The following is a 20,739-nucleotide window of genomic DNA, read 5'->3' on the forward strand; positions in this document are numbered from 1 at the left end:
CCATGCGCAATCTCAGCCTCACACGCCAGTGCCTGGGCCTGGTGACCCGCATCGAATGCAGCATCCGTCCGCTGGCCGGGGATAACGGCATGTGGACGCTGCTGTTCGCCGCCGGCATGGCCGGTGAACAACCGTCCGCGATCAAGGCCCAAGGGCCGTTCCATGGGCCGCTGGTGGCCGAATCTGTGCTCAATGCCATTGTCGACAGCTTGACCTTGCATGGGTACCAGGTGGCCGAGGATCCGCAGATCTGGTGTTTGCATTTGCAGGCGCAGTTGCGGCGGATCAACGGTGAGCGGTGTCGGAATCTGGGGGATTACCAGTTTCATCCTGAGACCTGAGTAACTTTTACTGGCCTCATCGCCGGCAAGCCAGCTCCCACAGGTAAAGTAAAGGCCACAGGTCGGTGCTCAACCTGTGGGAGCTGGCTTGCCGGCGATTGGGCTGCAAAGCAGCCCCGTTCACCGGGCTTTTGCTGTAACAGGTGGCTGGCTATACTCGCCGTCGCTTTTTTAGTCACCTGATGAGTCCCGACACTCCATGGAACGTATCCTCGAAAATGCGATGTATGCCTCGCGCTGGCTGCTCGCCCCCATCTACTTCGGCCTGTCCCTCGGCCTGCTGGCCCTGGCGCTGAAATTCTTCCAGGAAGTGGTCCACGTCCTGCCCAACGTCTTCGCCCTCAGCGAAGCCGACCTGATCCTGGTGATCCTGTCGCTGATCGACATGTCGCTGGTGGGCGGCCTGCTGGTGATGGTGATGATCTCCGGCTACGAGAACTTCGTCTCGCAACTGGACATCGACGAGAGCAAGGAAAAGCTCAACTGGCTGGGCAAGATGGACTCTTCGTCGCTGAAGATGAAGGTTGCTGCATCGATTGTGGCCATTTCGTCCATCCACCTGCTGCGGGTGTTCATGGACGCACAGAACATCTCCACCGATTACCTGATGTGGTACGTGATCATCCACATGACCTTCGTGGTCTCGGCATTCTGCATGGGTTACCTGGACAAGCTGACCAAGCACTGAACCTTTCAGGCCTCTTCGCAATCCCTGTGGGAGCGGGCAAGCCCGCGAAGAGGCCGGCACGGTCTAACTGACGAGCGGCGTCAGTCATGCCTTGTGCATTCGCCCTTTCTGTACAAAAAATGAGCTCTCATGCGTGGTTCCCATCGCGAGGTGCTCTCATGAACCTGCATCAGCTCAACACCGAGGCCAGGGCTGGCCATGTCGACGAACTGAACCTGATCGCCATCGAAGGCGGTGACTACCTGCTCGAAGCGCGGATCAAAGGCCACCCCCATCCCCTGTCCGATGCCCGTGGTGAACGCTTGCGCGTGCATTCGGTGGAGGATGCGCGCAAGTTGCTGCAAACCATCCCCATGGTCTCGATGAACCTGGTGCACTGGTCGGTGCAGGACGAAATGTGCGGCATGGGCACGCACCCGGAAGAAGACTTGAAGGTGCCGATTTCCCAGCGCTCGGCCTGGTAGCTGCTCGCAGCGCCCCAGTGTGCTAGGCTGCTCGCCCTTTTCATCAAGGGCGCGGCTTCACTGCGCCCTGCAGTGGAGCACGACAATGTCCGAACTCAACCTGTCCACCGACGAAACTCGCGTCAGCTACGGCATCGGCCGTCAGCTGGGCGGCCAGCTGCGCGACAACCCGCCACCGGGCGTCAGCCTGGAAGCCATCCTGGCTGGCCTGACCGATGCCTTCAACGGCGCCGACAGCCGCGTTAGCGAAGCCGACCTGTCGGCCAGCTTCAAGGTGATCCGCGAAGTGATGCAAGCCGAAGCAGCTGCCAAGGCTGAAGCCGCTGCTGCCGCTGGCAAGGCATTCCTGGTCGAGAACGCCAAGCGTGACGGCATCACCACCCTGGCTTCGGGCCTGCAGTTCGAAGTACTGACCGCAGGTGAAGGCGCCAAGCCGACCCGCGAAGACAATGTGCGCACCCACTACCACGGCACCCTGATCGACGGCACTGTGTTCGACAGCTCCTACGACCGTGGTCAGCCGGCTGAATTCCCGGTAGGTGGTGTGATCGCTGGCTGGACCGAAGCCCTGCAGCTGATGAACGCTGGCAGCAAATGGCGCCTGTACGTGCCGAGCGAGCTGGCCTACGGCGCCCAAGGCGTTGGCAGCATCCCGCCGCACAGCGTGCTGGTGTTCGACGTCGAGCTGCTCGACGTTCTGTAATGCCCTCGGGGCCGCTTTGCGGCCCATTCGCGACACAAGGCCGCTCCTACAGGGGAACGCATACACCTGTAGGAGCGGCCTTGTGTCGTGATCGAGGGCGAAGCCCTCGCCAGGTCCGTCAGTTCCAGTCTATCCCTCCGGGGCGCAACGCCCGCGCATAGCAGAACAGAAACAGATTCCGCACTAGCTCCTTGAGTACCCCCGGTTCACTCGAATTCAGCCCGCTCATGTCCAGGTCGCCCTGGTCACGCAGCTCGTCGAGTGCTTCTTCTTCAAGCACCGCGCACACTTCGCCGGTTTCCCGATGAAGAATGCGCAGGTAGGGGTGAGGGCGGTCCAGCCAGGCGTCGATCAGATAAGTCATGGCTATTCTCCTTGGATAGCAGTCCCAATGAGAATAATTCTTATTATCTGAATAGCAAGCGCCAATTGGCGGTTTTATGGAAAATCAGACCTTGCGTACGAACTCGGACTTCAGCTTCATGGCGCCGATGCCGTCGATCTTGCAGTCGATGTCGTGGTCGCCGTCGCACAGGCGGATGTTCTTGACCTTGGTGCCGACCTTGACCACCAGGGACGAGCCCTTGACCTTGAGGTCCTTGATCACGGTGACGGTGTCGCCATCCTGCAGGATGTTGCCGACCGAGTCCTTCTTCACCACCTCGTCGCTGGCCGCTTCGGCGTCGCCGCTGGCCGACCACTCGTGGGCGCATTCAGGGCAGATCAGCTGCGTGCCATCCTCATAGGTGTATTCGGAGTTGCATTTCGGGCAGGGTGGCAGAGTGCTCACTTCGGTTCCTCAAACAAACAGACGGGCGGTTAAAAACCCGAATTGTATAAGGTATTTTTTCAGAAGTGATTATGTCCGGACAAAAGCATCGCGGGCAAGCCAGCTCATACAGGCGACGCAATCCTGTAGGAGCGGGCTTGCCCGCGAATGAAGACGACTCGGTCTATCAGTGAGTACGCGCGACAGCAAACTCGCTCAACTCGACCAGCGCATCACGATATTCGCTGGCCGGCAGCACTTCCAGGCACTGGATGGCACGCTTCACATAGTCACGCGCAAGCTCCGCCGTGTACTTCAGAGCACCCGACTCCTCGACTGCCACGCGAATCTGCTCCAGGTCTTCCAGGCCACCCTTCTGGATCGCCTGGCGCACCAGCGCAGCCTGTTCGGCGGTGCCTTCGCGCATGGTGTAGATCAGCGGCAGGGTAGGCTTGCCTTCGGCCAGGTCGTCACCGACGTTCTTGCCCAGGGTCTGCGAGTCGCCCTTGTAGTCCAGCAGGTCGTCGACCAGCTGGAACGCCACGCCCAGGTGGTCACCGAAGGTACGCAGGGCCTCGCGCTGTTCGTCGGTTGCTTCGGCCAGCGCGGCGGCGCTGTGGGTCGAAGCCTCGAACAGCATCGCGGTCTTGCCGCGGATGACCTCCATGTAGACTTCCTCGGTGGTACTGGCATCGCGTACCCGCGACAGCTGCAGCACCTCACCTTCGGCAATCACGCGGGTGGCCTTGGACAGGATCTGCATGACCGGCATCGAGCCCAGTTCGACCATCATCTCGAACGAGCGCGAATAGAGGAAGTCGCCCACCAGCACGCTCGGCGCGTTGCCCCACAGGGCATTGGCGGTGGAGCGGCCACGGCGCATGCCGGACATGTCGACCACGTCGTCGTGCAGCAGGGTAGCGGTGTGCAGGAATTCGATGGTGGCAGCCAGCAGGCGCAGGTCGTCGCCTTCGCGGCCCAGGGCCTTGCCACACAGCAGCACCAGCAGGGGGCGCAGGCGCTTGCCACCGGCGGACGTGATATAGTCGCCGATCTTCGATACCAGCGGCACGCGCGAGGTCAGCTGCTTCTTGATGATCTCGTCGACGGCGCTGAAATCATCAGCCACCGCGCGGTAGAAGGATTGGGGTTGCATCGGCTGCTCCAGTGAGGTTGCGCGGCATGCTAGGTCGCGGGTCCCGGTGTGTCAAGGCGCGGTGCCAGCGCCCCGGGGGCGGCACTTGCAAGCAAAACCGCGGTTGCGTACAATCGCGCACCCTAACTTCCTGGGCAGCACCTGCCTTACGCAATTGCGCCGGGCCGTTCCAGCCCTGTGCAGCCATGCCAGCCAATACTCATCATATAAAGCGCTGGGTGAGCAGGATTATCGGAGAAATACCATGTCTTACGCAGTAATCGTTACCGGCGGCAAGCAGTACAAAGTCGCTGAAGGTGAATTCCTCAAGATCGAAAAACTGGAAGTCGCCACTGGCGAATCCGTGACCTTCGATCGCGTCCTGCTGGTCGCCAACGGTGAAGAAGTCACCATCGGTGCTCCAGTTGTTGCTGGCGCTAAAGTAGTGGCCGAAGTCGTTTCGCAAGGCCGCCACGACAAGGTTCGCATCATCAAGTTCCGTCGTCGTAAGCACCACATGAAGCGTATGGGCCACCGCCAGTGGTTCACCGAGATCAAAGTCACCGGTATCCAGGCTTAATCCCCTAGATCCCCTGAATTTATTTGGAGAATTGAACCATGGCTCACAAGAAGGCTGGTGGTAGTACTCGTAACGGTCGCGACTCAGAATCGAAACGCCTTGGCGTGAAGATGTATGGCGGCCAGGTTATCAAGCCAGGCAACATCATCGTCCGTCAGCGCGGCACCGAATTCCACGCTGGCTACGGTGTTGGCATGGGCAAGGATCACACCTTGTTCGCCAAGATCGAAGGCGTGATCAAGTTCGAGAAAAAAGGCGAGTTCATGCGCCGTTACGTGAGCATCGTCGCCGCTTAATCGCGACGTCGCTCCAGAAGCCCCGTCATGCGACGGGGCTTTTTCGTTTGTGGTGAGCCTCTTGCAAAGCTGTTTGTATGGGCTGCCGGCGTGGGTTTCTACGGTCGTACGGGGCCGCCGCGCTCATTTTTGCAAGAGCCTCAGGTTTTTCAGGTATTCAACTCGCCAGCAGGCGAGAGGCGGTTTTGAATGAAGTTTGTTGACGAAGTATCCATTCGGGTCAAGGCCGGTGACGGTGGCAACGGTTGCATGAGCTTCCGTCGCGAGAAATTCATCGAGAACGGTGGCCCCAACGGTGGTGACGGTGGCGACGGTGGTTCGGTGTACATGATCGCCGACGAAAACCTCAACACCCTGGTCGACTATCGCTACACCCGTCACCACGAGGCCCAGCGTGGCGCCAACGGCGGCAGCACCGACTGCACCGGCAAGAAGGGCGACGACCTGTACCTGCGTGTGCCGGTCGGCACTACCGTGATCGACGCCTCCACCCAGGAAGTGATCGGTGACCTGGTCACCCCGGGCCAGAAACTGATGGTCGCCCAGGGCGGCTGGCACGGTTTGGGCAACACCCGCTTCAAGTCCAGCACCAACCGTGCACCGCGCCAGACCACCCCGGGCAAGCCAGGTGACCAGCGTGACCTGAAGATGGAAATGAAGGTGCTGGCTGACGTCGGCCTGCTGGGCCTGCCGAATGCCGGCAAGAGCACTTTCATTCGCTCGGTTTCGGCCGCCAAGCCGAAGGTGGCCGACTACCCGTTCACCACCCTGGTGCCGAACCTGGGTGTGGTCAGCGTCGACCGCTGGAAGAGCTTCGTCATCGCCGACATTCCCGGCCTGATCGAAGGTGCTTCCGAAGGCGCCGGCCTGGGTATCCGCTTCCTCAAGCACCTGGCGCGTACCCGCGTACTGCTGCACCTGGTGGACATGGCGCCGCTGGACGGAAGCAGCCCAGCCGATGCCGCCGAAGTCATCGTCAACGAGCTGACCCGCTTCAGCCCGTCGCTGGCCGAGCGTGAGCGCTGGCTGGTGCTGAACAAGGCCGACATGGTCATGGATGACGAGCGCGACGAGCGGGTCAAGGAGGTGGTCGAGCGCCTGCAGTGGGAGGGCCCGGTCTACGTGATTTCGGCCATCTCCAAGCAGGGCACCGAAAAGCTCAGCCACGACCTGATGCGCTACCTCGAAGACCGCGCCGACCGCCTGGCCAACGACCCGGCCTACGCCGAAGAGCTGGCCGACCTCGACCAGCGCATCGAAGACGAAGCCCGTGCCCAGCTGCAGGCCCTGGACGATGCCCGTACCCTGCGCCGTACTGGTGTCAAGAGCGTGCACGACATCGGCGACGATGATGGTTGGGACGATGATTTCGAGGACGACGAAGACGGCCCGGAAATCATTTACGTGCGCGACTGACCGGTTGCAGTACACTAAACGCCGCTCTTTGGAGCGGCGTTTTTGTATCCACGGTATCTACAGATTCGACATAGGTTGGAAGAAGATGCGAAGCAAGGTGACGGGCGCCAAGCGCTGGGTCGTGAAGATTGGCAGTGCTCTGCTGACCGCCGATGGCAAAGGCCTCGATCGCGGTGCCATGGCCGTTTGGGTCGAGCAGATGGTCGCGCTGCGTGAGGCAGGCGTGGAGTTGGTACTGGTCTCCTCCGGGGCCGTGGCTGCCGGCATGAGCCAGCTGGGCTGGACGTCGCGACCGAGTGCGATGAACGAGCTGCAGGCGGCTGCCTCGATCGGCCAGATGCGCCTGGTGCAGGCCTGGGAGTCGAGCTTCGGCGAGCACGGCAAGCACACCGCGCAAATCCTGCTGACCCATGACGACCTGTCCGACCGCAAGCGCTACCTGAACGCCCGCAGCACCCTGCGCACGCTGGTCGACCTGGGCGTGGTGCCGGTGATCAACGAAAACGATACCGTGGTCACCGATGAGATCCGCTTCGGCGACAACGACACCCTGGCGGCGCTGGTGGCCAACCTGGTCGAGGCTGACCTGCTGGTGATTCTCACCGACCGCGATGGCATGTTCGACGCCGACCCGCGCAACAATCCCGAAGCCCAGCTGATCTACGAGGCTCGCGCCGACGACCCGGCACTGGATGCCGTGGCCGGCGGTACCGGTGGCGCGCTGGGTCGTGGCGGCATGCAGACCAAGCTGCGCGCCGCGCGCCTGGCTGCCCGTTCCGGTGCCCACACCATCATCATCGGTGGCCGCATCGAGCGCGTGCTGGATCGCCTCAAGGCTGGCGAACGCCTGGGTACCTTGCTGTCGCCCGAGCGCGGCATGCTTGCCGCGCGCAAGCAGTGGCTGGCCGGCCACCTGCAGACCCGTGGCACCCTGGTGCTGGATGCCGGTGCCGTGCAGGCGCTGCGCCAGGCCAACAAGAGCCTGCTGCCGGTTGGCGTGAAGACCGTGCAGGGCAGCTTCCGTCGTGGCGAGATGGTGGTGTGCGTCGGCCCGGACGGCCTGGAAGTAGCCCGTGGGCTGGCCAACTACAGCGCCCTTGAGGCGCAGAAGATCATCGGCCAGCCCTCCGATGCCATCGAAAGCCTGCTGGGCTACAGCGCAGAACCGGAGTTGGTGCACCGCGACAACCTGGTGCTGGTATGAGCGTGCTGAAACGGGTAATCGGCGTGGCGGCATTGGTGCTGCCAATGCTGGCCGGGGCCGAGGAAATCGGCCAGGTGTCCACCGTGTTCAAGTTCCTCGGGCCGAATGACCGCATTGTGGTCGAGGCGTTCGACGACCCCAAGGTCGAGGGTGTGACCTGCTACCTGTCGCGGGCCAAGACTGGCGGCGTGAAGGGTGGGTTGGGGTTGGCGGAGGACCGGGCGGAGGCATCGATTGCCTGTCGTCAGGTCGGGCCGATCAGCTTCAAGGGTGAGCTGAAGGATGGCGAGGAAGTGTTCAAGGAGCGCACCTCGCTGGTGTTCAAGACCATGCAGGTGGTGCGCTTCCTCGACAAGAAGCGCAATACGCTGGTGTACCTGGTGTACAGCGACCGCATGATCGAAGGCAGCCCGCAGAATGCGGTGACCGCGATTCCGATTCTGCCTTGGGCTCATTGATAGCCTGACAGATCGCCGGGAGGCCTTTGGCCTCCATCGCGACACAAGGCCGCTCCTACAGGGGGACGCGAATCCCTGTAGGAGCGGCCTTGTGTCGCGATAGGGCCGCAAAGCGGCCCCACTACTCCGATATCAGGCCAATTCCTCGGCCTGATGATCCTCACGCACAACCGCCTTCACCTCATCGCGACGGCTGATGAACTTCCAGTCCGCCTCGTCGATGTAGATGCCATTCGGCCCACTGCCACCTTCCAGGTCGATCGCCACGCGCGCCGACACCTGCGGCTTCACGCTCGCCAGGATCGGCACGAAGCCGAGCTGCAGGCTGGTCTCCAGCAGTGCAGCCTGGTTGCGTTCGTCGATGTCCGCCGCTTCGTCCAGGTAGTACGGCAGGCGGATACGCCCGGCCAGGTCGCGGTCCATCAGGTGCAGCAACAGGTACATGTTGGTCAGCGCCTTGATGGTCATGGTGGTGCCGTTGGATGCCGCGCCGTCGATGTCGGCATGGATCACCGGCTGGCCGTTGACCTTGGTGATCTCGAACGCCAGCTCGAACAGGTCCTTCAGGCCCAGCTGGTTGTGGTTGGCCGCCACCAGCCGTGCCAGGTATTCCTTGGCCTCTTCGTTCTTGTTGTCCTGCTCGGCGCTCTGGGTCAGGTCGAATACCGACAGGGTTTCGCCTTCTTCGTACTGACCGGCGCTGTGAATGATCTGGTCGATGTGCTTGAGCGCTTCCTTGTTCGGCGCCAGCACCACACGGAAGCTCTCCAGGTTGGATACCTGGCGCCTGTTGATCTCGCGGTTGAACAGCGCCAACTGGTGCTCGAGGCTGTCGTAGTCGCTGCGGATGTTGCGCAGGGTCCGGGCGATGTCGGTGACCGCTGCGCGGCGGGCCTTGGCCAAGGTCAGGGCTTCGTCGGTGCGGTGCGCGTAGGCATTCACCAGCAGCTGCAGGCGGCGTTCCATGTCGTCTTCACTGTCGAACTTTGCCACGCCTTTCAGGCGCACCTGGGCGTACAGCGCCTCGATCTGGTTGTCGACCCGTTGCAGGCTCTGCCAGCTGTCCTGGTAGTCGTTGAGCAGTGGCAGCAGGTTGTCCATCGAGTCGTCGATGGCTTCCATGTACGGCGTGCCGTAGGGCAGGTCGGCCGGCAGCAGCTGGCGACGGCGCAGGGCGTCTTCCAGGGTGCGCTGCTTGGCCTCGAGGTCGCCGATCTGCCGGCCGACCAGCTGCAGCTTGGCCGACAGCTGCTGGACACGTTCAGTGAAGGCGTCGCTGGAGCGTTTGAGTTCGTCCTGGGCGGCTTCGAGCTGTGACAGCTGCTCCAGCTTCTCGGGCTCTTCGGCGGCCAGGGTTTCGCTGCGGCGGAAGTCTTCCAGCGCTTTCTGCGCGTCCAGTACTTCCTGGTAAAGGGCTTCGGTCTGCGCCTTGGAGGCGGAGCGGTCGGCGGCCACGGCTTGCTGGGTCTTGAGCTGCTTCAGCTCTTTTTCCAGGCGCTCTTTCTGGTCACGCAGGGCGGCACGGTCGGCCAGGGCCTGCAGTGCCGGTGGGTCGATGTGCGACAGGTCGATGGACAGGCCCGGGGCTTCGAAGCGTTCGCCCTTGAAGCCGTCGAGCACCGCTTCCAGCGATTTTACCCACAGGTCGCTGTCGTCCAGTTCGATACCGCGGTCGCCCAGCGGCAGGCTGAACAGCGCGCCATTGAACAGGCGCATCAGGCGGTCGACGTCCTGCTGCGAGAACTCTTCGCGCAGGCGGGCGTAGCTGTTGTTGTCGGCGTGGTCGAGCTGCTGCTTGACCTGCTTCAGGCGCTTTTCCAGGTCGCGGACGCGTTCGTCCAGGTCTTCGGCGCTGAACTGCCGCGACTGGGCCAGGGCGCCGGCCAGTTCGTCGTGGGCGTCCTTGGCCGCCAGCAGTTGCTGCTCCAGCACCTTGACGTCATCGACCAGGGCGAAGCGATGCTTGAGCACCGACAGCTCGCCCAGCCAGCGCTGGATACCGGTGATTTCACGCTCCAGGCGCATCAGTTCCTGAGTACCGCCGCGCTGGTCGTTCTGCAGGCGGTCCTGCTCGCCACGGTAGTGCTCGGCCTGGATCACCAGCTCTTCCTTGCGCGCCATGGCGTATTCCTGCCAGGTGCCCAGCAGGGTGTCGAGCACTGGTGAAATGCGGTGCAGCTTGCCGCGCAGGATGTCGCGCTGGGCCACGCCACCGGCCAGGGCCTCGACCAGCGGGCCGGCGGCGACCAGGGCGTTGTAGTCCTGTTCCATGCGGCGCACGTCGCGGAAGGCTTCCTCGCACGCGGCGATATAGTCGACGCTACCAGAGCGCAGGCTGTGCTCGAAGGCGTCGAGGAACAGCTGCTTGAGCTTGGCGGCGGTGATTTCGCGCATGTGCAGCAGGTTGATAAACAGCGCGCGGAAGGTTTTCAGGCTTTGCTCGCTGGTCGAGCGCAGCGGGATCATGGTCAGGTCCAGCGGCACCGAGGTGTGGCCACCGACCAGCAGACGACGCAGTTCGTCAGGCTTCAGCTCGTAGGCCTTGATCCCCAGGCGCTCGAGGTTGGTGAACAGCTCTTTCTGGCGCAGGCAGGTGTCGTTCTTCTGGTAGTGGGCCAGGTCCAGTTCGCCCTTGTAGGCAAAGAACTGGTGGCCGAAACCGCCGCCCGGGCCGCGGCCGACGACGCCGATGACGTGCGGGCCGTGGGGCAGGCTCAGTTCGCAGAGAATGTACGAGGTATCGCTGGCGAAGTAGAAGCGGCGCGACTGCTCGAGGCTGTACTTGCCGAAGCTCATGTCCGACATGCGCGCTAGGATCGGGAACTGCAGGGCGTTGATCGACGCCGATTTACCCAGGTTGTTGGCACCGTATACCGACAGTGGGTGCTCCAACGGGAACAGGCCAAGGCTGTAGCCGGCGGTGTTGAGCAGTGCGAAGCGGCGGATGCCGTAGCGTTCCTGGCTCATGCGTCAATCTCCTGTTGCTCTTCGCGGATGGCCCGGGCCAGGGCTTCCTCTTCGCTTTCCTCGCCCTCGAAGGGGCTGAGGTCGAGCGGGTCGTCGGTGCGGTTGAGTTCTTCGGGGCTTTCTTCCTCGACCAGTACCGGGGTCGGCAGCGGCAGGTCGCTGTGCAGGGTGGCGGCCAGGTCGCGGTCCTGCTGCACGGCCAGGCACACGTCGAGGAAGCGATGCATCGGCGGCAGGAAGCGGTAGATGCCGCCTTCCTCGAAGGCGAAGCCGAGCTGGGTCATGCGGCGCAGGATTTTTTCTTCCAGCTCGTCCACGGTCTGCACTTCGGCCTGCAGGAAAAGGTCGCGGTACTTGTCCAGCAGCGAGGGCAGTTCGTCACGGCCAATGCTGCCGCCATCGAGCACGGCCATCGGGTCGCGGCCCTGGTCGGCCAGGTGTTCGACCAGGATGAAGGTGAACAGCGACAGGCGCTGCGCGGTCTTGTTGACCTGCGCGGCGGTCATGTCCGGCACGAAGTAGTAGAAGCCACGGGTGTCGCACACCAGTTCGAAGCCCAGGGCCTTGAACAGGGTGCGGTACTGGTCCTGGAAGTTCGACAGCTGGGCGTACAGCTCGGGGTCGCGGCGGCTGACGTGGAAGCCTTTGAACAGCTCGCGGAAGATCGGCGCGAGCTGGGACAGTTCGGAAAGATCAAGATGCATGGGCTGGGCTCGCGTTGGATTCGGTAGGCGCGCTGGCGGCGTCTTCGCGGCTGGAGGTCAGGGCGAACGAGCGCAGGCTGACCAGGTGTTCCTGGGTGATGTACTCGCGGCGGTCGAGGCGTTCGCGCTTGAAGCGCTTTTCCCGCGACAGGCGCGAGAACCAGTACAGCAGCTCGTCGGTGGCGCCTTCGGGTTCCTGCTCCAGCAGCCAGACCATCAGGTCGGGCAGCGGCAGGGCCTGTTCGCAGCGTTCGGTCATTTCCTTGACCGTGCGCGGTGCGCGGGGCAGGGCGCCGGACTGGGTCTTGTGGGCCTTGGGGAAGCGCGCCGGCTTGGGCTCGAAGCGGGCCAGTGCGTAGACATAGGCCTCGACCTGGCTGGCGCTGCCGAGGAAGGTGCTTTGCGGGCGGGTGAACATCGGCATGGCCGCTTGCGGTACGGCGTCGATGCCCTTGCGCCGGATCACCGACAGGGCCAGTGCGGCTCCACGGGTCACGGCGTTGTGCCGGCGGGCTTCTTCACGCAGCGGCAACAGCAATTCGCGGGCGTGGCGCAGGGTCAGCTGGGCGCTGGTCTGCATTTCCAGGATGCGCGCGTGGGTGCGCAGCAGCATGTCGTCGTCGACCAGGTGGCCCAGGCGCGCCTGTTCGCCCAGCAGCTTCAGCAGCACGGTCTCGACCTTGCGCACGCCCTGTTCGAAGGCGCCGTCGGCGTTGACCAGCTGGATCATCGGCTCGACGTACTCGTCCCAGGTCGCCAGTACTTCGGCATAGCGCTGGCGCAGCGGGATCTGGCGGTTGCTGGTCTTGGCCCGCTCGGCCACGGCCACCAGTGCCTGTTCGTCGTTGTCGAGCTTCTTCAGTACATCGCGCACCCGCATGTCGAGCAGGCGCAGCTGGCGCGCCAGGTCGTCGCTGTCGCGGTTGTCGAAGGCGTCCTGGATATGCCCGGCCAGGCGCTCCAGGTGGCGCAGGTAGGCTTCGATCTCCAGGCACAGGCCCAGCCGGTGTTCGCGGCGCAGGTAGGCGAGGAAGTCGTGGATCTGCGCGTTGAGCTCGAAACGGTTCGGGCTCTTGGCCACCGGGACCAGGATATCCAGGCGGATCCACACGTCGAGCAGCTGGGTGATGTCCTGCGGGGTGCTCTCGACCTGCTGGCGGGCCACATGCTGACGCAATTCGACCAGGCTCAGGGTGCCCTGGTCGAAACGCTCGCACAGCGGCTCGATCAGGGCCCAGTGTTCGGCTAGGGCGCGCAGGACGCGCTTGGGTTCGATCATTGGCTTCGACTCGTTGCCAAGAAAAAGGGGGCGATTGTACTGCATCCGGGGGGGAGGTTTTCACCCCTTGGTCTGTAATGGGGGATCACCCTTGCTTTGATGAGGGTTTCACTGGCCCTTTCGCGGGCACGCCCGCTCCCACAGGTACTGCGCAAGGCCCTGTGGGAGCGGGCGTGCCCGCGAAAGGGCCGGTACAGGCAATAAAAATCCGCCGACCAGTTGCGGCACTCGAATGCCAACGGCGTTAGAATGGCCCTTTGTCTTCACCCCTCGGAACCCCGCCCCTTGCTCACCGAACCCCGTCGCCGCGCCTACCTTTCCGCCATGCAAGTGGTGCACTGGCTGCCGCGCGCCGAACTGCCGTTCGCCGCACCGTCGCGGCCCGAGCTGCTGCTGCCGGTGGCGCCGGTCGAGGACCTCGACTTCGACGTCAGGCCGGCACCGGCTGCCAACGAGGCGCCAGTCACCCCACAGGCCCGCTCCGGCGAGCGGCCGAAAATCGAGATTCCGCGCCCGGGCAGTGCGCCCAAGCCGGCCGCCAAGCCCGCCGAGGCCGAGGAGCAGGTCGCGCCACCGCGCCCGGCCCCGGTGCCTCCCCCGCGCTTCTCGCTGCAGCTGCTGCGAGCCGGCCGCTGCCTGCTGCTGGTGGAGTTGGCCACCGGCCAGCCGTTCCAGAGCCGCGACCCGTCGTACCTGCTGCTCAAGGACATGCTGCGCGCCGCCGGCCTGCCCGACGCACCGCAGATCATCGGCGAGCCGGTGCGCTGGCCGCTGCTGGTGCGCGGCAACATGGACCAGGGCCCGGAGGCGGCGCGCGATTTTGTCCAGGGCTTTGTCCAGGCGCGCCTGGAGGACGCCCCGTGCACCTGCCTGTGGCTGGTCGGCCTGCCGGCGCTGCGCTTTGCCGCCAATGTCGACGGCGAAGCCTATTACCAAACCCTGAAGCTCGAGGGCCTGGGCGAAGCCTGGGCCTTACCGGGCCTTGAACTGTTGATGGACGAGCCGCAGCGCAAGGCGGACGTCTGGAAAGCCATGCGCCAGCTGATGGCGCGCTGGAAGAGCGTTGAATGAGTGACTCGATCAGCTTCCGCCGGATGACCGAGGCGGATCTGGATGCCGTACTTAAGATCGAATATGCCGCGTTCAGTCATCCCTGGACTCGAGGGATCTTTCAGGATGCGCTCAAATCGTATGAAGTCTGGCTGATGTTCGACGGCCAGCAGCAGGTGGGCCATGGCGTGATCAACGTGATCATCGACGAGGCCCACCTGCTCAACATCACCGTCAAGCCGGAAAACCAGGGCCGCGGCCTGGGCCTGCGCCTGCTCGAGCACCTAATGGCCCGGGCCTACCAGCTCAATGGCCGCGAGTGCTTCCTGGAAGTGCGTGCCAGCAACCAGTCGGCCTATCGTTTGTACGAACGCTATGGTTTCAACGAAATCGGCCGCCGCCGCGACTATTACCCGGTTGCCGGCGGCCGTGAAGACGCCTTGGTGATGGCCTGCACCCTGCTCGAAGATTGAGCAGGGCGGGCTTCAATCACAGGTCCTGTGGCTGAGCCTCCATCGGCTTGGCCAGGTCGCGCAGGCTTCTGGTCACGCTGCCGGTATTGCATTTTGCCGCCGCCTGCTCCGGCGTGTACTTGCGAATGGTGCGGAAGAACAGCTCGCAGGTCTGTTTCTTCTGTGTAACCTGCCACTTGGTCGAGCAGGCATCCAGCGTCAGCTTGGCATCGGCCCGTTGATTGCGCCCCATCCCTGCCTGCCAGCAGGCTGCCGTCAGGTCCTGCCCCATCATTTTCAAGCCGGCAGCATCAGCTGCATCCTGGTTGCCGCCGTGGCTGTCCTTGTCTGCCGCATACCAGATGGCACTAGGGTGGTTGGCACCCAGTACCGGTACCTTGGCACCTGCCTGCGGGCTGATGCTGACCAGGCCCAGCACATTCACCTGCGGCCCGTACTGCTGCTGGATCCAGCTGCGTACCGGCGCGCCGAATGCCACCATCGGCAGAGGCCTGGCGGGGTTTTGCAGGGTCATCTCGCTGACCATGCGCACCTGGTAGTCCTTGAAGTAGCTGTAGGTTTCCTTCAGCGTTTCACCCGCGCTGGCGGGTGCGGCGATGGGAGCGATATCGATGATGGTCTGGTAGGCCGGGGTCTGGCTGGCGTCGATGCCGTTGAATGTCAACAGCTCGGCCCAGCGGTCGGTGGTGTTGGAGCGCAGGTAGTCCTGGGCCTGGGTCAGCGAGTAGTCCGGCGGGAAGTGCAGCAGTTCGATGCTGCGGCGGTTCTGCAGGGCCATGCCCAGCGGCAGGAACAGATACCAGTCGTAGGACCATTTGCCGTCCTCGTTCAGCCGGGTGGCCGCCTGATAGGCCAGTTCACCGCTGTCGAGCAGCTTGCGCAGGGGTTTTGCATAGTTGGCGGGTACGCCACTGATGGTTGCGTGCAGGCGATCGTTGTCGCGGCTTACATGCACCTGGGCCGCGGCATGGCCGTCGCGGCGTACGCTCTGCGTCAGATAGTGTTCTACGGTTTGCTCCAGGGTCCAGTCGCGATAACAGATCACGTGGCAGTTGTTGGGGAAGGCGAAAAGGCGGGTGACGCGCTGGGCGTCGCCCAGGTCGATTCGCGCATCGGCGGCTGCAAGGCCGCTGAAGGCCAGGGCGGCAAGGCTCGGTAATGCCATCTTGTGCATGCTTAACTCCTTGTTGGGCGCAACCGTATTCGGCAGCGTGGCACATACTGTGGCAAGGGGAGCAGGGATGAAAAGGGCTGGATGGCTGCCGCTGGTGCTGGGCATGTTGGGTGCAGGAGCGCAGGCCGATGAGCGTGATATCTGGTTGTTCGCGCAATGGGCCGGGGACCATCAGACACGGCCATTTCGCGAGATGCTTGTGGATGCCCGTCTTTATGGCGTGGTGCCGATCCATCAGCTGCTGCGTTCGGCTTCGGACTGGAAGCTGTGCCACGCGTCCCCCTTCGCCGTGCCGCCCGCCAGCAACTGGCCGGCAGTGCGCTCGACGCTCTCGCTGATAAAGACGCTTCATGACCAGGGCATCCTGCGTCAGTTCGAGGTGGTTTCAGCCTATCGAGCCCCGCGCCTGAATGCCTGCGCCGGCGGGGCGGCCAACAGCGCCCATGCCCGGGCGTTCGCTGTCGATATCCTGCTGCCCGACTGGGCGGACCCCAACCCGCTGTGCCGGTTCTGGCAGCAATACGGCCAGGCCTGGAACATGGGCCTGGGGCGCTACCCCTCCGGGCGTATTCATGTGGATACCGCGGGTTACCGTACCTGGGGTGGTGACGGCCGTGCGGGTTCGTCGTTCTGTATCAAGCCCAGATGAGCCAGGCAGCTCCGGCATTCGACCATCACCCACGTGGCGAAGCGCTGGCGCTTGCCGTCGTCTTCCAGCGGCAGGGGGCTGAGCAGGTGGTAGGCCGAGCCGTCACGCACGAAGCCGAACGGTGCCTGCAACTGCCCATTGTCGAGTTCGTCGCGCACCATGAGGGCTGAGGCCATGGCCAGGCCCAAGCCGGCGCTGGCGGCCTGAATCGACAGGTAAAAGTGCTGGTAGTCGCTGCGCTCGGTGTGCCGGACCTGTTGGCCGCTCAGGCGCAGCCAGTTGGGCCAGGCGCCGGGGCGGGTGGCGCTGTGCAGCAAGCGCTGGCCTTCGAGTTGGAGGGGGGCGGTGGGGTGGCAGACCGGGCCGATCCATTCGTCGCAGATCTTCTGGTTGTACAGCTGTTTGTCCCAGTGGAAGTCATCGCGGCGAATTGCCAGGTCGACACCACTACGTGCGAAGTCCAATGGCCCGCCAGCGGCCACCAGGTGCAACTGCAGGTCGGGATGGGCGGCGTGGAAGCGGGGCAGGCGCGGGATCAGCCAGCGCATGGCGATGGTCGGCTCGCACGACAGCACCAGTACGTTGTCGCGGGCCTGTTGTTGCAAACGCTGCACGGCACCTTCGAGCTGCTCGAAGATCGCCTGGGTAGTGCCCTGCAAGGCACGGCCGGCAGAGGTGAGGAAAATGGCCCGGTTGCGGCGCTCGAACAACTCCACACCAAGGCTTTCTTCAAGCAGACGCACCTGGCGGCTGACTGCGCCATGGGTGACATGCAGGTGCTCGGCGGCGCGCACGAAGCTCTCGGTCTGGGCGGCTATGTCGAAGTAGCGGAAGGCGTTGAGTGGCGGCAGTTTCATGGCATTTGTGTTGCCAGTACCGGCCTCTTCGCGGGCTTGCCCGCTCCCACAGGGTTTCACACCGACTGAGAGTTGTGGGTTACCTGTGGGAGCGGGCGAGCCCGCGAAGAGGCCGGCACCGACACTAGACCTCTGTGAAGAAAACTATCAGATTTGCCTCACTATAAATCGATTTTTCCTGGGCTATAAGCTCTCGATAATTACATGGTCTGTGCATTTCCATCGTCTATCGAGAGCCTCCAGCATGACCGAACTCATTGCCGTCGCCCTGTTCACCCTGCTCGCCGTCATCAGCCCCGGTGCCGACTTCGCCATGGTCACCCGCAGCAGTTATGCACAGGGCCGTAAGGCCGGGCTGGCTGCCGCCGTGGGCATTGCCCTGGGAGTGCAGGTGCACGTCCTGTACACGGTGCTGGGCATCGCGGTGATCATCAGCCAGAGCCCGACCCTGTTCCTGGGCATGAAAGTGCTGGGTGCGGGTTACCTGGTCTACCTGGGTTTCCAGTCGCTGACCAACACCCGGCGTATCAGCCTTGACGGTGTTGCCGCATCAGCCACCAGCGTAACGCAGGCCCTGCGCACGGGCTTTCTGACCAACGCCCTCAACCCCAAGACCATGCTGTTCGTGATCAGTGCGTTCACCCAGGTGGTGCAGCCTGGCAGCTCGCTGGCGCTGGATTTTGCCTACGGCGCTTTCATGTCCGTTGCCCACTGGCTGTGGTTCAGCCTGGTGGCGGTGTTCTTCTCCAGCGCGGCATTGCGCAAGGCGATGATCGAGCGGCAAAGGCTGGTGGACCGGGTAATCGGCCTGGCGCTGATCGGGTTGGGCCTGGCTGTGGCGGTGACCGGCATGCGTTGAGGTAGCGATTGCATGCCCTGTGGGGGGAGGGGCAGGCCTGTTGTATTTTCCGCAGGCAAAGAAAAAGGGCTTACCTTGCGGTAAGCCCTTCGTCTTGTTTGGTGGCTACACAGGGACTTGAACCCCGGACCCCAGCATTATGAATGCTATGCTCTAACCAACTGAGCTATGTAGCCGATGGCGCGCATTATTCTCTTGAACGGCCCCCCTGTCAACACTCATTTCAAAAAAAATTTGCACGCTTTCAAAAACTTAGCGGCCCGGCCCGGGTTCTGCCTTGCCCAACGGCATGTCGCCGGCTTTCAACTGCCCGCTGCGCCAGCCATCGGCGGCTTTGAGGTCGGCTTTCCGTACCGGGCCGATATGCGCGCCATCGAAGGTTACCCGCTCACCCATCGATACCATGCGCTGTTCGCTGCCTTGGATAACCATGGCCTTGCCACTGAGCACCACCAGTTCGTCATGGCCTGCATGGCGGGCGACCTGCAGGCGGGTACCGAACACCTGGATGCGCGCGTCGCCCACTGCTATCTCCATGGCCCTGCCGTCGAGCATCACTTCCAGGTATACCCGGCCCTGCACCAGGTGCAGTTGGCGCGTGCGGCCACGCAGGTCGGCGTTCATCGCACTGGCGCTGCCCAGGTGCAGGGTGGTGCCATCGGCCAGGCGGATGCTGCGGCGCTCACCTGCATCGGTATGCAATTCGCTGCCCAGGCGCTGTATCACCGGCCAGTACAGGTAGGCGGTAGCGGCCAGCCCCAGGAGGAACAATAGCGCCAGCCATTTGCCCAGATGGCTGCGGTGCGCGTTGATCTGCCGTGGACGGACGCGAACGGGCATTGGGCTCATGGGGTGGGTGTGCTCGCGATTAGGGCCGTTTCGCCCAACGATGACGGGTATTTTGGCCAAGGATGCTAATTATATTGAGAACCATTTTCAAGTGTGTTGCGGACAAAGGAAATAAAAGGTAGCTATGTATCTATTTGTTTTCCGATAATCGGATCCCAAACTACGGACGGAGATTCAGGCACATGGCTATCAGTAGCGCCTCCACGGCGCCCACCAGTGCGGCGGCGAGCCAAGCCACGCCGCTGGTGATGCGCATAATCGGTTTCTGCGCCCTGGCGCATCTGATCAATGACCTGATCCAGTCTGTGCTGCCGGCGATCTACCCGATGCTCAAGGCCAACTACGACCTGAGTTTCGCCCAGATCGGCATGATCACCCTGACGTTCCAGATCACCGCCTCGCTGCTGCAGCCTTGGGTCGGCTTCTTTACCGATCGCCGACCGGCACCGAACCTGCTGCCACTGGGCACCCTGTGTACCCTGGTGGGTATCGTGATGCTGGCCTTCGTCGGCAGCTTCCCGATGATTCTGCTGGCCTCGGCCCTGGTGGGTATCGGCTCGTCGACCTTCCACCCGGAAACCTCGCGTATTGCGCGCCTGGCATCGGGCGGGCGCTTCGGCCTGGCCCAGTCGACCTTCCAGGTCGGTGGCAACACCGGGTCGGCTTTGGGGCCGCTGCTGGCGGCAGCCATTGTCATTCCGTTCGGCCAGAGCAACGTGGCCTGGTTCGGCCTGGCTGCGCTGTTCTTTCTCGGCGTCACCCTGATGTTGCGTGGCTGGTACAAGGAGCACCTCAACCAGGCCAAGGCGCGCAAGGCTGTGCAGGCGACCCACGGCATTTCCCGCGGGCGGGTGGTGGCGGCGCTGATCGTGCTGGGCCTGCTGGTGTTCTCCAAGTACTTCTACATGGCCAGCTTTACCAGCTATTTCACCTTCTACCTGATCGAGAAGTTCGATGTGTCGGTGGCCAGCTCGCAGCTGCACCTGTTCCTGTTCCTCGGTGCGGTGGCGGCGGGTACCTTCTTTGGCGGGCCGATCGGTGACCGCATCGGGCGCAAGGCCGTGATCTGGTTCTCGATCCTCGGCGTGGCGCCGTTCACCCTGGTGTTGCCGTATGCCGATCTGTTCTGGACCACCGTGTTGAGCGTGGTGATCGGCTTTATCCTGGCTTCGGCGTTTTCCGCGATCGTGGTGTATGCGCAGGAGCTGGTACCGGGCAGTGTGGGCATGATTGCCGGGATCTTCTTCGGGCTGATGTTCGGCTTTGGTGGCATCGGTGCGGCCTTGCTGGGGTATGTGGCGGACTTGCGTGGCATCGAGTACGTGTACGAGGTGTGTTCGTTCCTGCCTTTGTTCGGGTTGCTGGCGGTGTTCTTGCCAAGTACCGGCAAGCGCTGAAAGATGCACAGAACCTGTAGGAGCAGCCTTGTGCTGCGAAGAGGCCATTACTGCCGAAGACCATTTGTTGTCTTGCCGGCCTCTTCGCAGCACAAGGCTGCTCCTACAAGGGCCCGCGCAGGTCTGGAGAGCATGCAAGGCGGTTGCTCTCCGAAATTTGACGACTTGACCACCCTTGGCCTAGAGTCCGCCCTTTCTTCAACCACCTGCGTAGTAGTCAAAGCAATGTGCCGTACCCAGTCCCTGCCAAACGCCCGCCAGCCTGCCTTCCAGGCCCTGCGTCGTGCGTGGCCGAGCGACACGGTGCTCAAGCGTCGCCGCAGCGTGCTTTTTGCCTTCACCTTCTCGCCACACCTCGCCTGAACTGATCTGCGCTTTCGCGTCGCTCGCCGCCCTGGCGTGCGCGCCTGTGTCTGCACGTCTTTTC

23 protein-coding genes, 1 tRNA gene and 1 pseudogene are annotated in these 20,739 nt (G+C 63.1%); 15 read left to right on the forward strand and 10 right to left on the reverse strand.

The features are described from left to right. The first annotated feature begins 2 nt into the window (after positions 1 to 2). From AC2T3R_RS03435 to bamJ, 4 genes are all read left to right on the forward strand, one after another. Complete coding sequence (locus AC2T3R_RS03435; RefSeq protein ID WP_003247487.1) at positions 3 to 341, forward strand: PA4575 family protein; 339 nt, start codon at positions 3 to 5, stop codon at positions 339 to 341. 199 nt (positions 342 to 540) lie between these two features. Beyond that, the gene (locus AC2T3R_RS03440; RefSeq protein WP_003247486.1) at positions 541 to 1,029 is read left to right on the forward strand and encodes a TIGR00645 family protein; all 489 of its coding nucleotides are present in this window, start codon (positions 541 to 543) and stop codon (positions 1,027 to 1,029) included. 158 nt (positions 1,030 to 1,187) lie between these two features. Next, positions 1,188 to 1,493, forward strand: a complete 306-nt coding sequence (locus tag AC2T3R_RS03445; protein ID WP_015268897.1) for a DUF6482 family protein — start codon at positions 1,188 to 1,190, stop codon at positions 1,491 to 1,493. Positions 1,494 to 1,578: 85 nt separating this feature from the next. Then, complete coding sequence (bamJ, locus tag AC2T3R_RS03450) at positions 1,579 to 2,196, forward strand: BamJ family beta-barrel-assembly machinery protein (RefSeq protein WP_003256315.1); 618 nt, start codon at positions 1,579 to 1,581, stop codon at positions 2,194 to 2,196. A gap of 118 nt (positions 2,197 to 2,314) precedes the next feature. Here the strand turns inward: bamJ and AC2T3R_RS03455 are convergent, their stop codons facing one another. From AC2T3R_RS03455 to AC2T3R_RS03465, 3 genes are all read right to left on the reverse strand, one after another. Continuing rightward, positions 2,315 to 2,560: a PA4570 family protein gene (locus AC2T3R_RS03455; protein WP_253138618.1), complete on the reverse strand. Its 246-nt coding sequence runs from the start codon at positions 2,558 to 2,560 to the stop codon at positions 2,315 to 2,317. Between the two features lie 84 nt (positions 2,561 to 2,644). Next, complete coding sequence (locus tag AC2T3R_RS03460; protein ID WP_009686103.1) at positions 2,645 to 2,986, reverse strand: zinc ribbon domain-containing protein YjdM; 342 nt, start codon at positions 2,984 to 2,986, stop codon at positions 2,645 to 2,647. A 166-nt stretch (positions 2,987 to 3,152) separates the two neighbouring features. Beyond that, positions 3,153 to 4,121 (reverse strand): polyprenyl synthetase family protein, encoded by a 969-nt coding sequence (locus AC2T3R_RS03465; protein WP_003256318.1) that lies wholly within the window; start codon positions 4,119 to 4,121, stop codon positions 3,153 to 3,155. Between the two features lie 244 nt (positions 4,122 to 4,365). Between AC2T3R_RS03465 and rplU the strand changes: the two genes are divergently transcribed. From rplU to AC2T3R_RS03490, 5 genes are all read left to right on the forward strand, one after another. Continuing rightward, positions 4,366 to 4,680: a 50S ribosomal protein L21 gene (gene rplU, locus AC2T3R_RS03470; RefSeq protein WP_486744651.1), complete on the forward strand. Its 315-nt coding sequence runs from the start codon at positions 4,366 to 4,368 to the stop codon at positions 4,678 to 4,680. 38 nt (positions 4,681 to 4,718) lie between these two features. After that, positions 4,719 to 4,976, forward strand: coding sequence for a 50S ribosomal protein L27 (gene rpmA / locus AC2T3R_RS03475; protein ID WP_003247464.1), 258 nt, complete (start codon positions 4,719 to 4,721; stop codon positions 4,974 to 4,976). A 189-nt stretch (positions 4,977 to 5,165) separates the two neighbouring features. After that, positions 5,166 to 6,392, forward strand: a complete 1,227-nt coding sequence (gene cgtA, locus AC2T3R_RS03480; protein ID WP_013970821.1) for an Obg family GTPase CgtA — start codon at positions 5,166 to 5,168, stop codon at positions 6,390 to 6,392. 85 nt (positions 6,393 to 6,477) lie between these two features. Beyond that, positions 6,478 to 7,596 (forward strand): glutamate 5-kinase, encoded by a 1,119-nt coding sequence (gene proB, locus AC2T3R_RS03485; protein ID WP_015268899.1) that lies wholly within the window; start codon positions 6,478 to 6,480, stop codon positions 7,594 to 7,596. Next, complete coding sequence (locus AC2T3R_RS03490) at positions 7,593 to 8,054, forward strand: CreA family protein (RefSeq protein ID WP_015268900.1); 462 nt, start codon at positions 7,593 to 7,595, stop codon at positions 8,052 to 8,054. The genes proB and AC2T3R_RS03490 overlap by 4 nt, the downstream gene beginning before the upstream one ends. 132 nt (positions 8,055 to 8,186) lie before the next feature. Here the strand turns inward: AC2T3R_RS03490 and mksF are convergent, their stop codons facing one another. Genes mksF through mksB form a run of 3 tightly spaced genes read right to left on the reverse strand, consistent with a single transcriptional unit; the run spans position 8,187 to position 13,004 of the window. Further along, positions 8,187 to 11,021 carry an Mks condensin complex protein MksF gene (mksF, locus tag AC2T3R_RS03495; RefSeq protein WP_063911190.1) on the reverse strand — a complete coding sequence of 945 codons (2,835 nt, stop codon included), beginning with the start codon at positions 11,019 to 11,021 and terminating at the stop codon, positions 8,187 to 8,189. Next, positions 11,018 to 11,725 (reverse strand): Mks condensin complex protein MksE, encoded by a 708-nt coding sequence (gene mksE / locus AC2T3R_RS03500; RefSeq protein ID WP_013970824.1) that lies wholly within the window; start codon positions 11,723 to 11,725, stop codon positions 11,018 to 11,020. The genes mksF and mksE overlap by 4 nt, the downstream gene beginning before the upstream one ends. Beyond that, positions 11,715 to 13,004, reverse strand: a complete 1,290-nt coding sequence (gene mksB, locus AC2T3R_RS03505) for an Mks condensin complex protein MksB (protein WP_486744653.1) — start codon at positions 13,002 to 13,004, stop codon at positions 11,715 to 11,717. The genes mksE and mksB overlap by 11 nt, the downstream gene beginning before the upstream one ends. 285 nt (positions 13,005 to 13,289) lie before the next feature. Here mksB and AC2T3R_RS03510 point away from each other — a divergent pair, with 285 nt between their 5' ends. Beyond that, positions 13,290 to 14,075, forward strand: coding sequence for an energy transducer TonB (locus tag AC2T3R_RS03510; RefSeq protein ID WP_486744654.1), 786 nt, complete (start codon positions 13,290 to 13,292; stop codon positions 14,073 to 14,075). Next, on the forward strand, positions 14,072 to 14,527 hold the full coding sequence (gene rimI / locus AC2T3R_RS03515; protein WP_003256329.1) for a ribosomal protein S18-alanine N-acetyltransferase: 456 nt from the start codon (positions 14,072 to 14,074) through the stop codon (positions 14,525 to 14,527). The genes AC2T3R_RS03510 and rimI overlap by 4 nt, the downstream gene beginning before the upstream one ends. A gap of 16 nt (positions 14,528 to 14,543) precedes the next feature. On the opposite strand, the gene AC2T3R_RS03520 is transcribed toward rimI, so the two are convergent. Next, complete coding sequence (locus AC2T3R_RS03520) at positions 14,544 to 15,701, reverse strand: hypothetical protein (RefSeq protein ID WP_410952052.1); 1,158 nt, start codon at positions 15,699 to 15,701, stop codon at positions 14,544 to 14,546. Between the two features lie 67 nt (positions 15,702 to 15,768). Between AC2T3R_RS03520 and AC2T3R_RS03525 the strand changes: the two genes are divergently transcribed. Continuing rightward, on the forward strand, positions 15,769 to 16,350 hold the full coding sequence (locus AC2T3R_RS03525) for a D-Ala-D-Ala carboxypeptidase family metallohydrolase (RefSeq protein ID WP_043935315.1): 582 nt from the start codon (positions 15,769 to 15,771) through the stop codon (positions 16,348 to 16,350). Here the strand turns inward: AC2T3R_RS03525 and AC2T3R_RS03530 are convergent. After that, positions 16,290 to 17,207, reverse strand: coding sequence for a LysR substrate-binding domain-containing protein (locus tag AC2T3R_RS03530; protein ID WP_486744656.1), 918 nt, complete (start codon positions 17,205 to 17,207; stop codon positions 16,290 to 16,292). The two genes, AC2T3R_RS03525 and AC2T3R_RS03530, sit on opposite strands and share 61 nt — an antisense overlap. 244 nt (positions 17,208 to 17,451) lie before the next feature. Between AC2T3R_RS03530 and AC2T3R_RS03535 the strand changes: the two genes are divergently transcribed. Then, the gene (locus tag AC2T3R_RS03535; RefSeq protein WP_486744657.1) at positions 17,452 to 18,066 is read left to right on the forward strand and encodes a LysE family translocator; all 615 of its coding nucleotides are present in this window, start codon (positions 17,452 to 17,454) and stop codon (positions 18,064 to 18,066) included. 99 nt (positions 18,067 to 18,165) lie between these two features. On the opposite strand, the gene AC2T3R_RS03540 is transcribed toward AC2T3R_RS03535, so the two are convergent. Both AC2T3R_RS03540 and AC2T3R_RS03545 read right to left on the reverse strand, forming a co-directional pair. Then, a tRNA-Met gene (locus tag AC2T3R_RS03540) sits at positions 18,166 to 18,242 on the reverse strand. Between the two features lie 100 nt (positions 18,243 to 18,342). Further along, positions 18,343 to 18,915, reverse strand: a pseudogene (locus tag AC2T3R_RS03545) (FecR family protein); the annotation flags it as partial. A gap of 182 nt (positions 18,916 to 19,097) precedes the next feature. On the opposite strand from AC2T3R_RS03545, the gene AC2T3R_RS03550 reads away from it, so the two are divergent. Next, positions 19,098 to 20,312: an MFS transporter gene (locus AC2T3R_RS03550; RefSeq protein WP_486744658.1), complete on the forward strand. Its 1,215-nt coding sequence runs from the start codon at positions 19,098 to 19,100 to the stop codon at positions 20,310 to 20,312. A 225-nt stretch (positions 20,313 to 20,537) separates the two neighbouring features. Further along, a complete protein-coding gene (locus AC2T3R_RS03555) occupies positions 20,538 to 20,675 on the forward strand; it encodes a hypothetical protein (protein WP_166674214.1) in 138 nt (45 codons plus the stop codon). Positions 20,676 to 20,739 lie beyond the last annotated feature (64 nt).

The organism is Pseudomonas sp. PVC-5-1 (genome assembly GCF_057444345.1).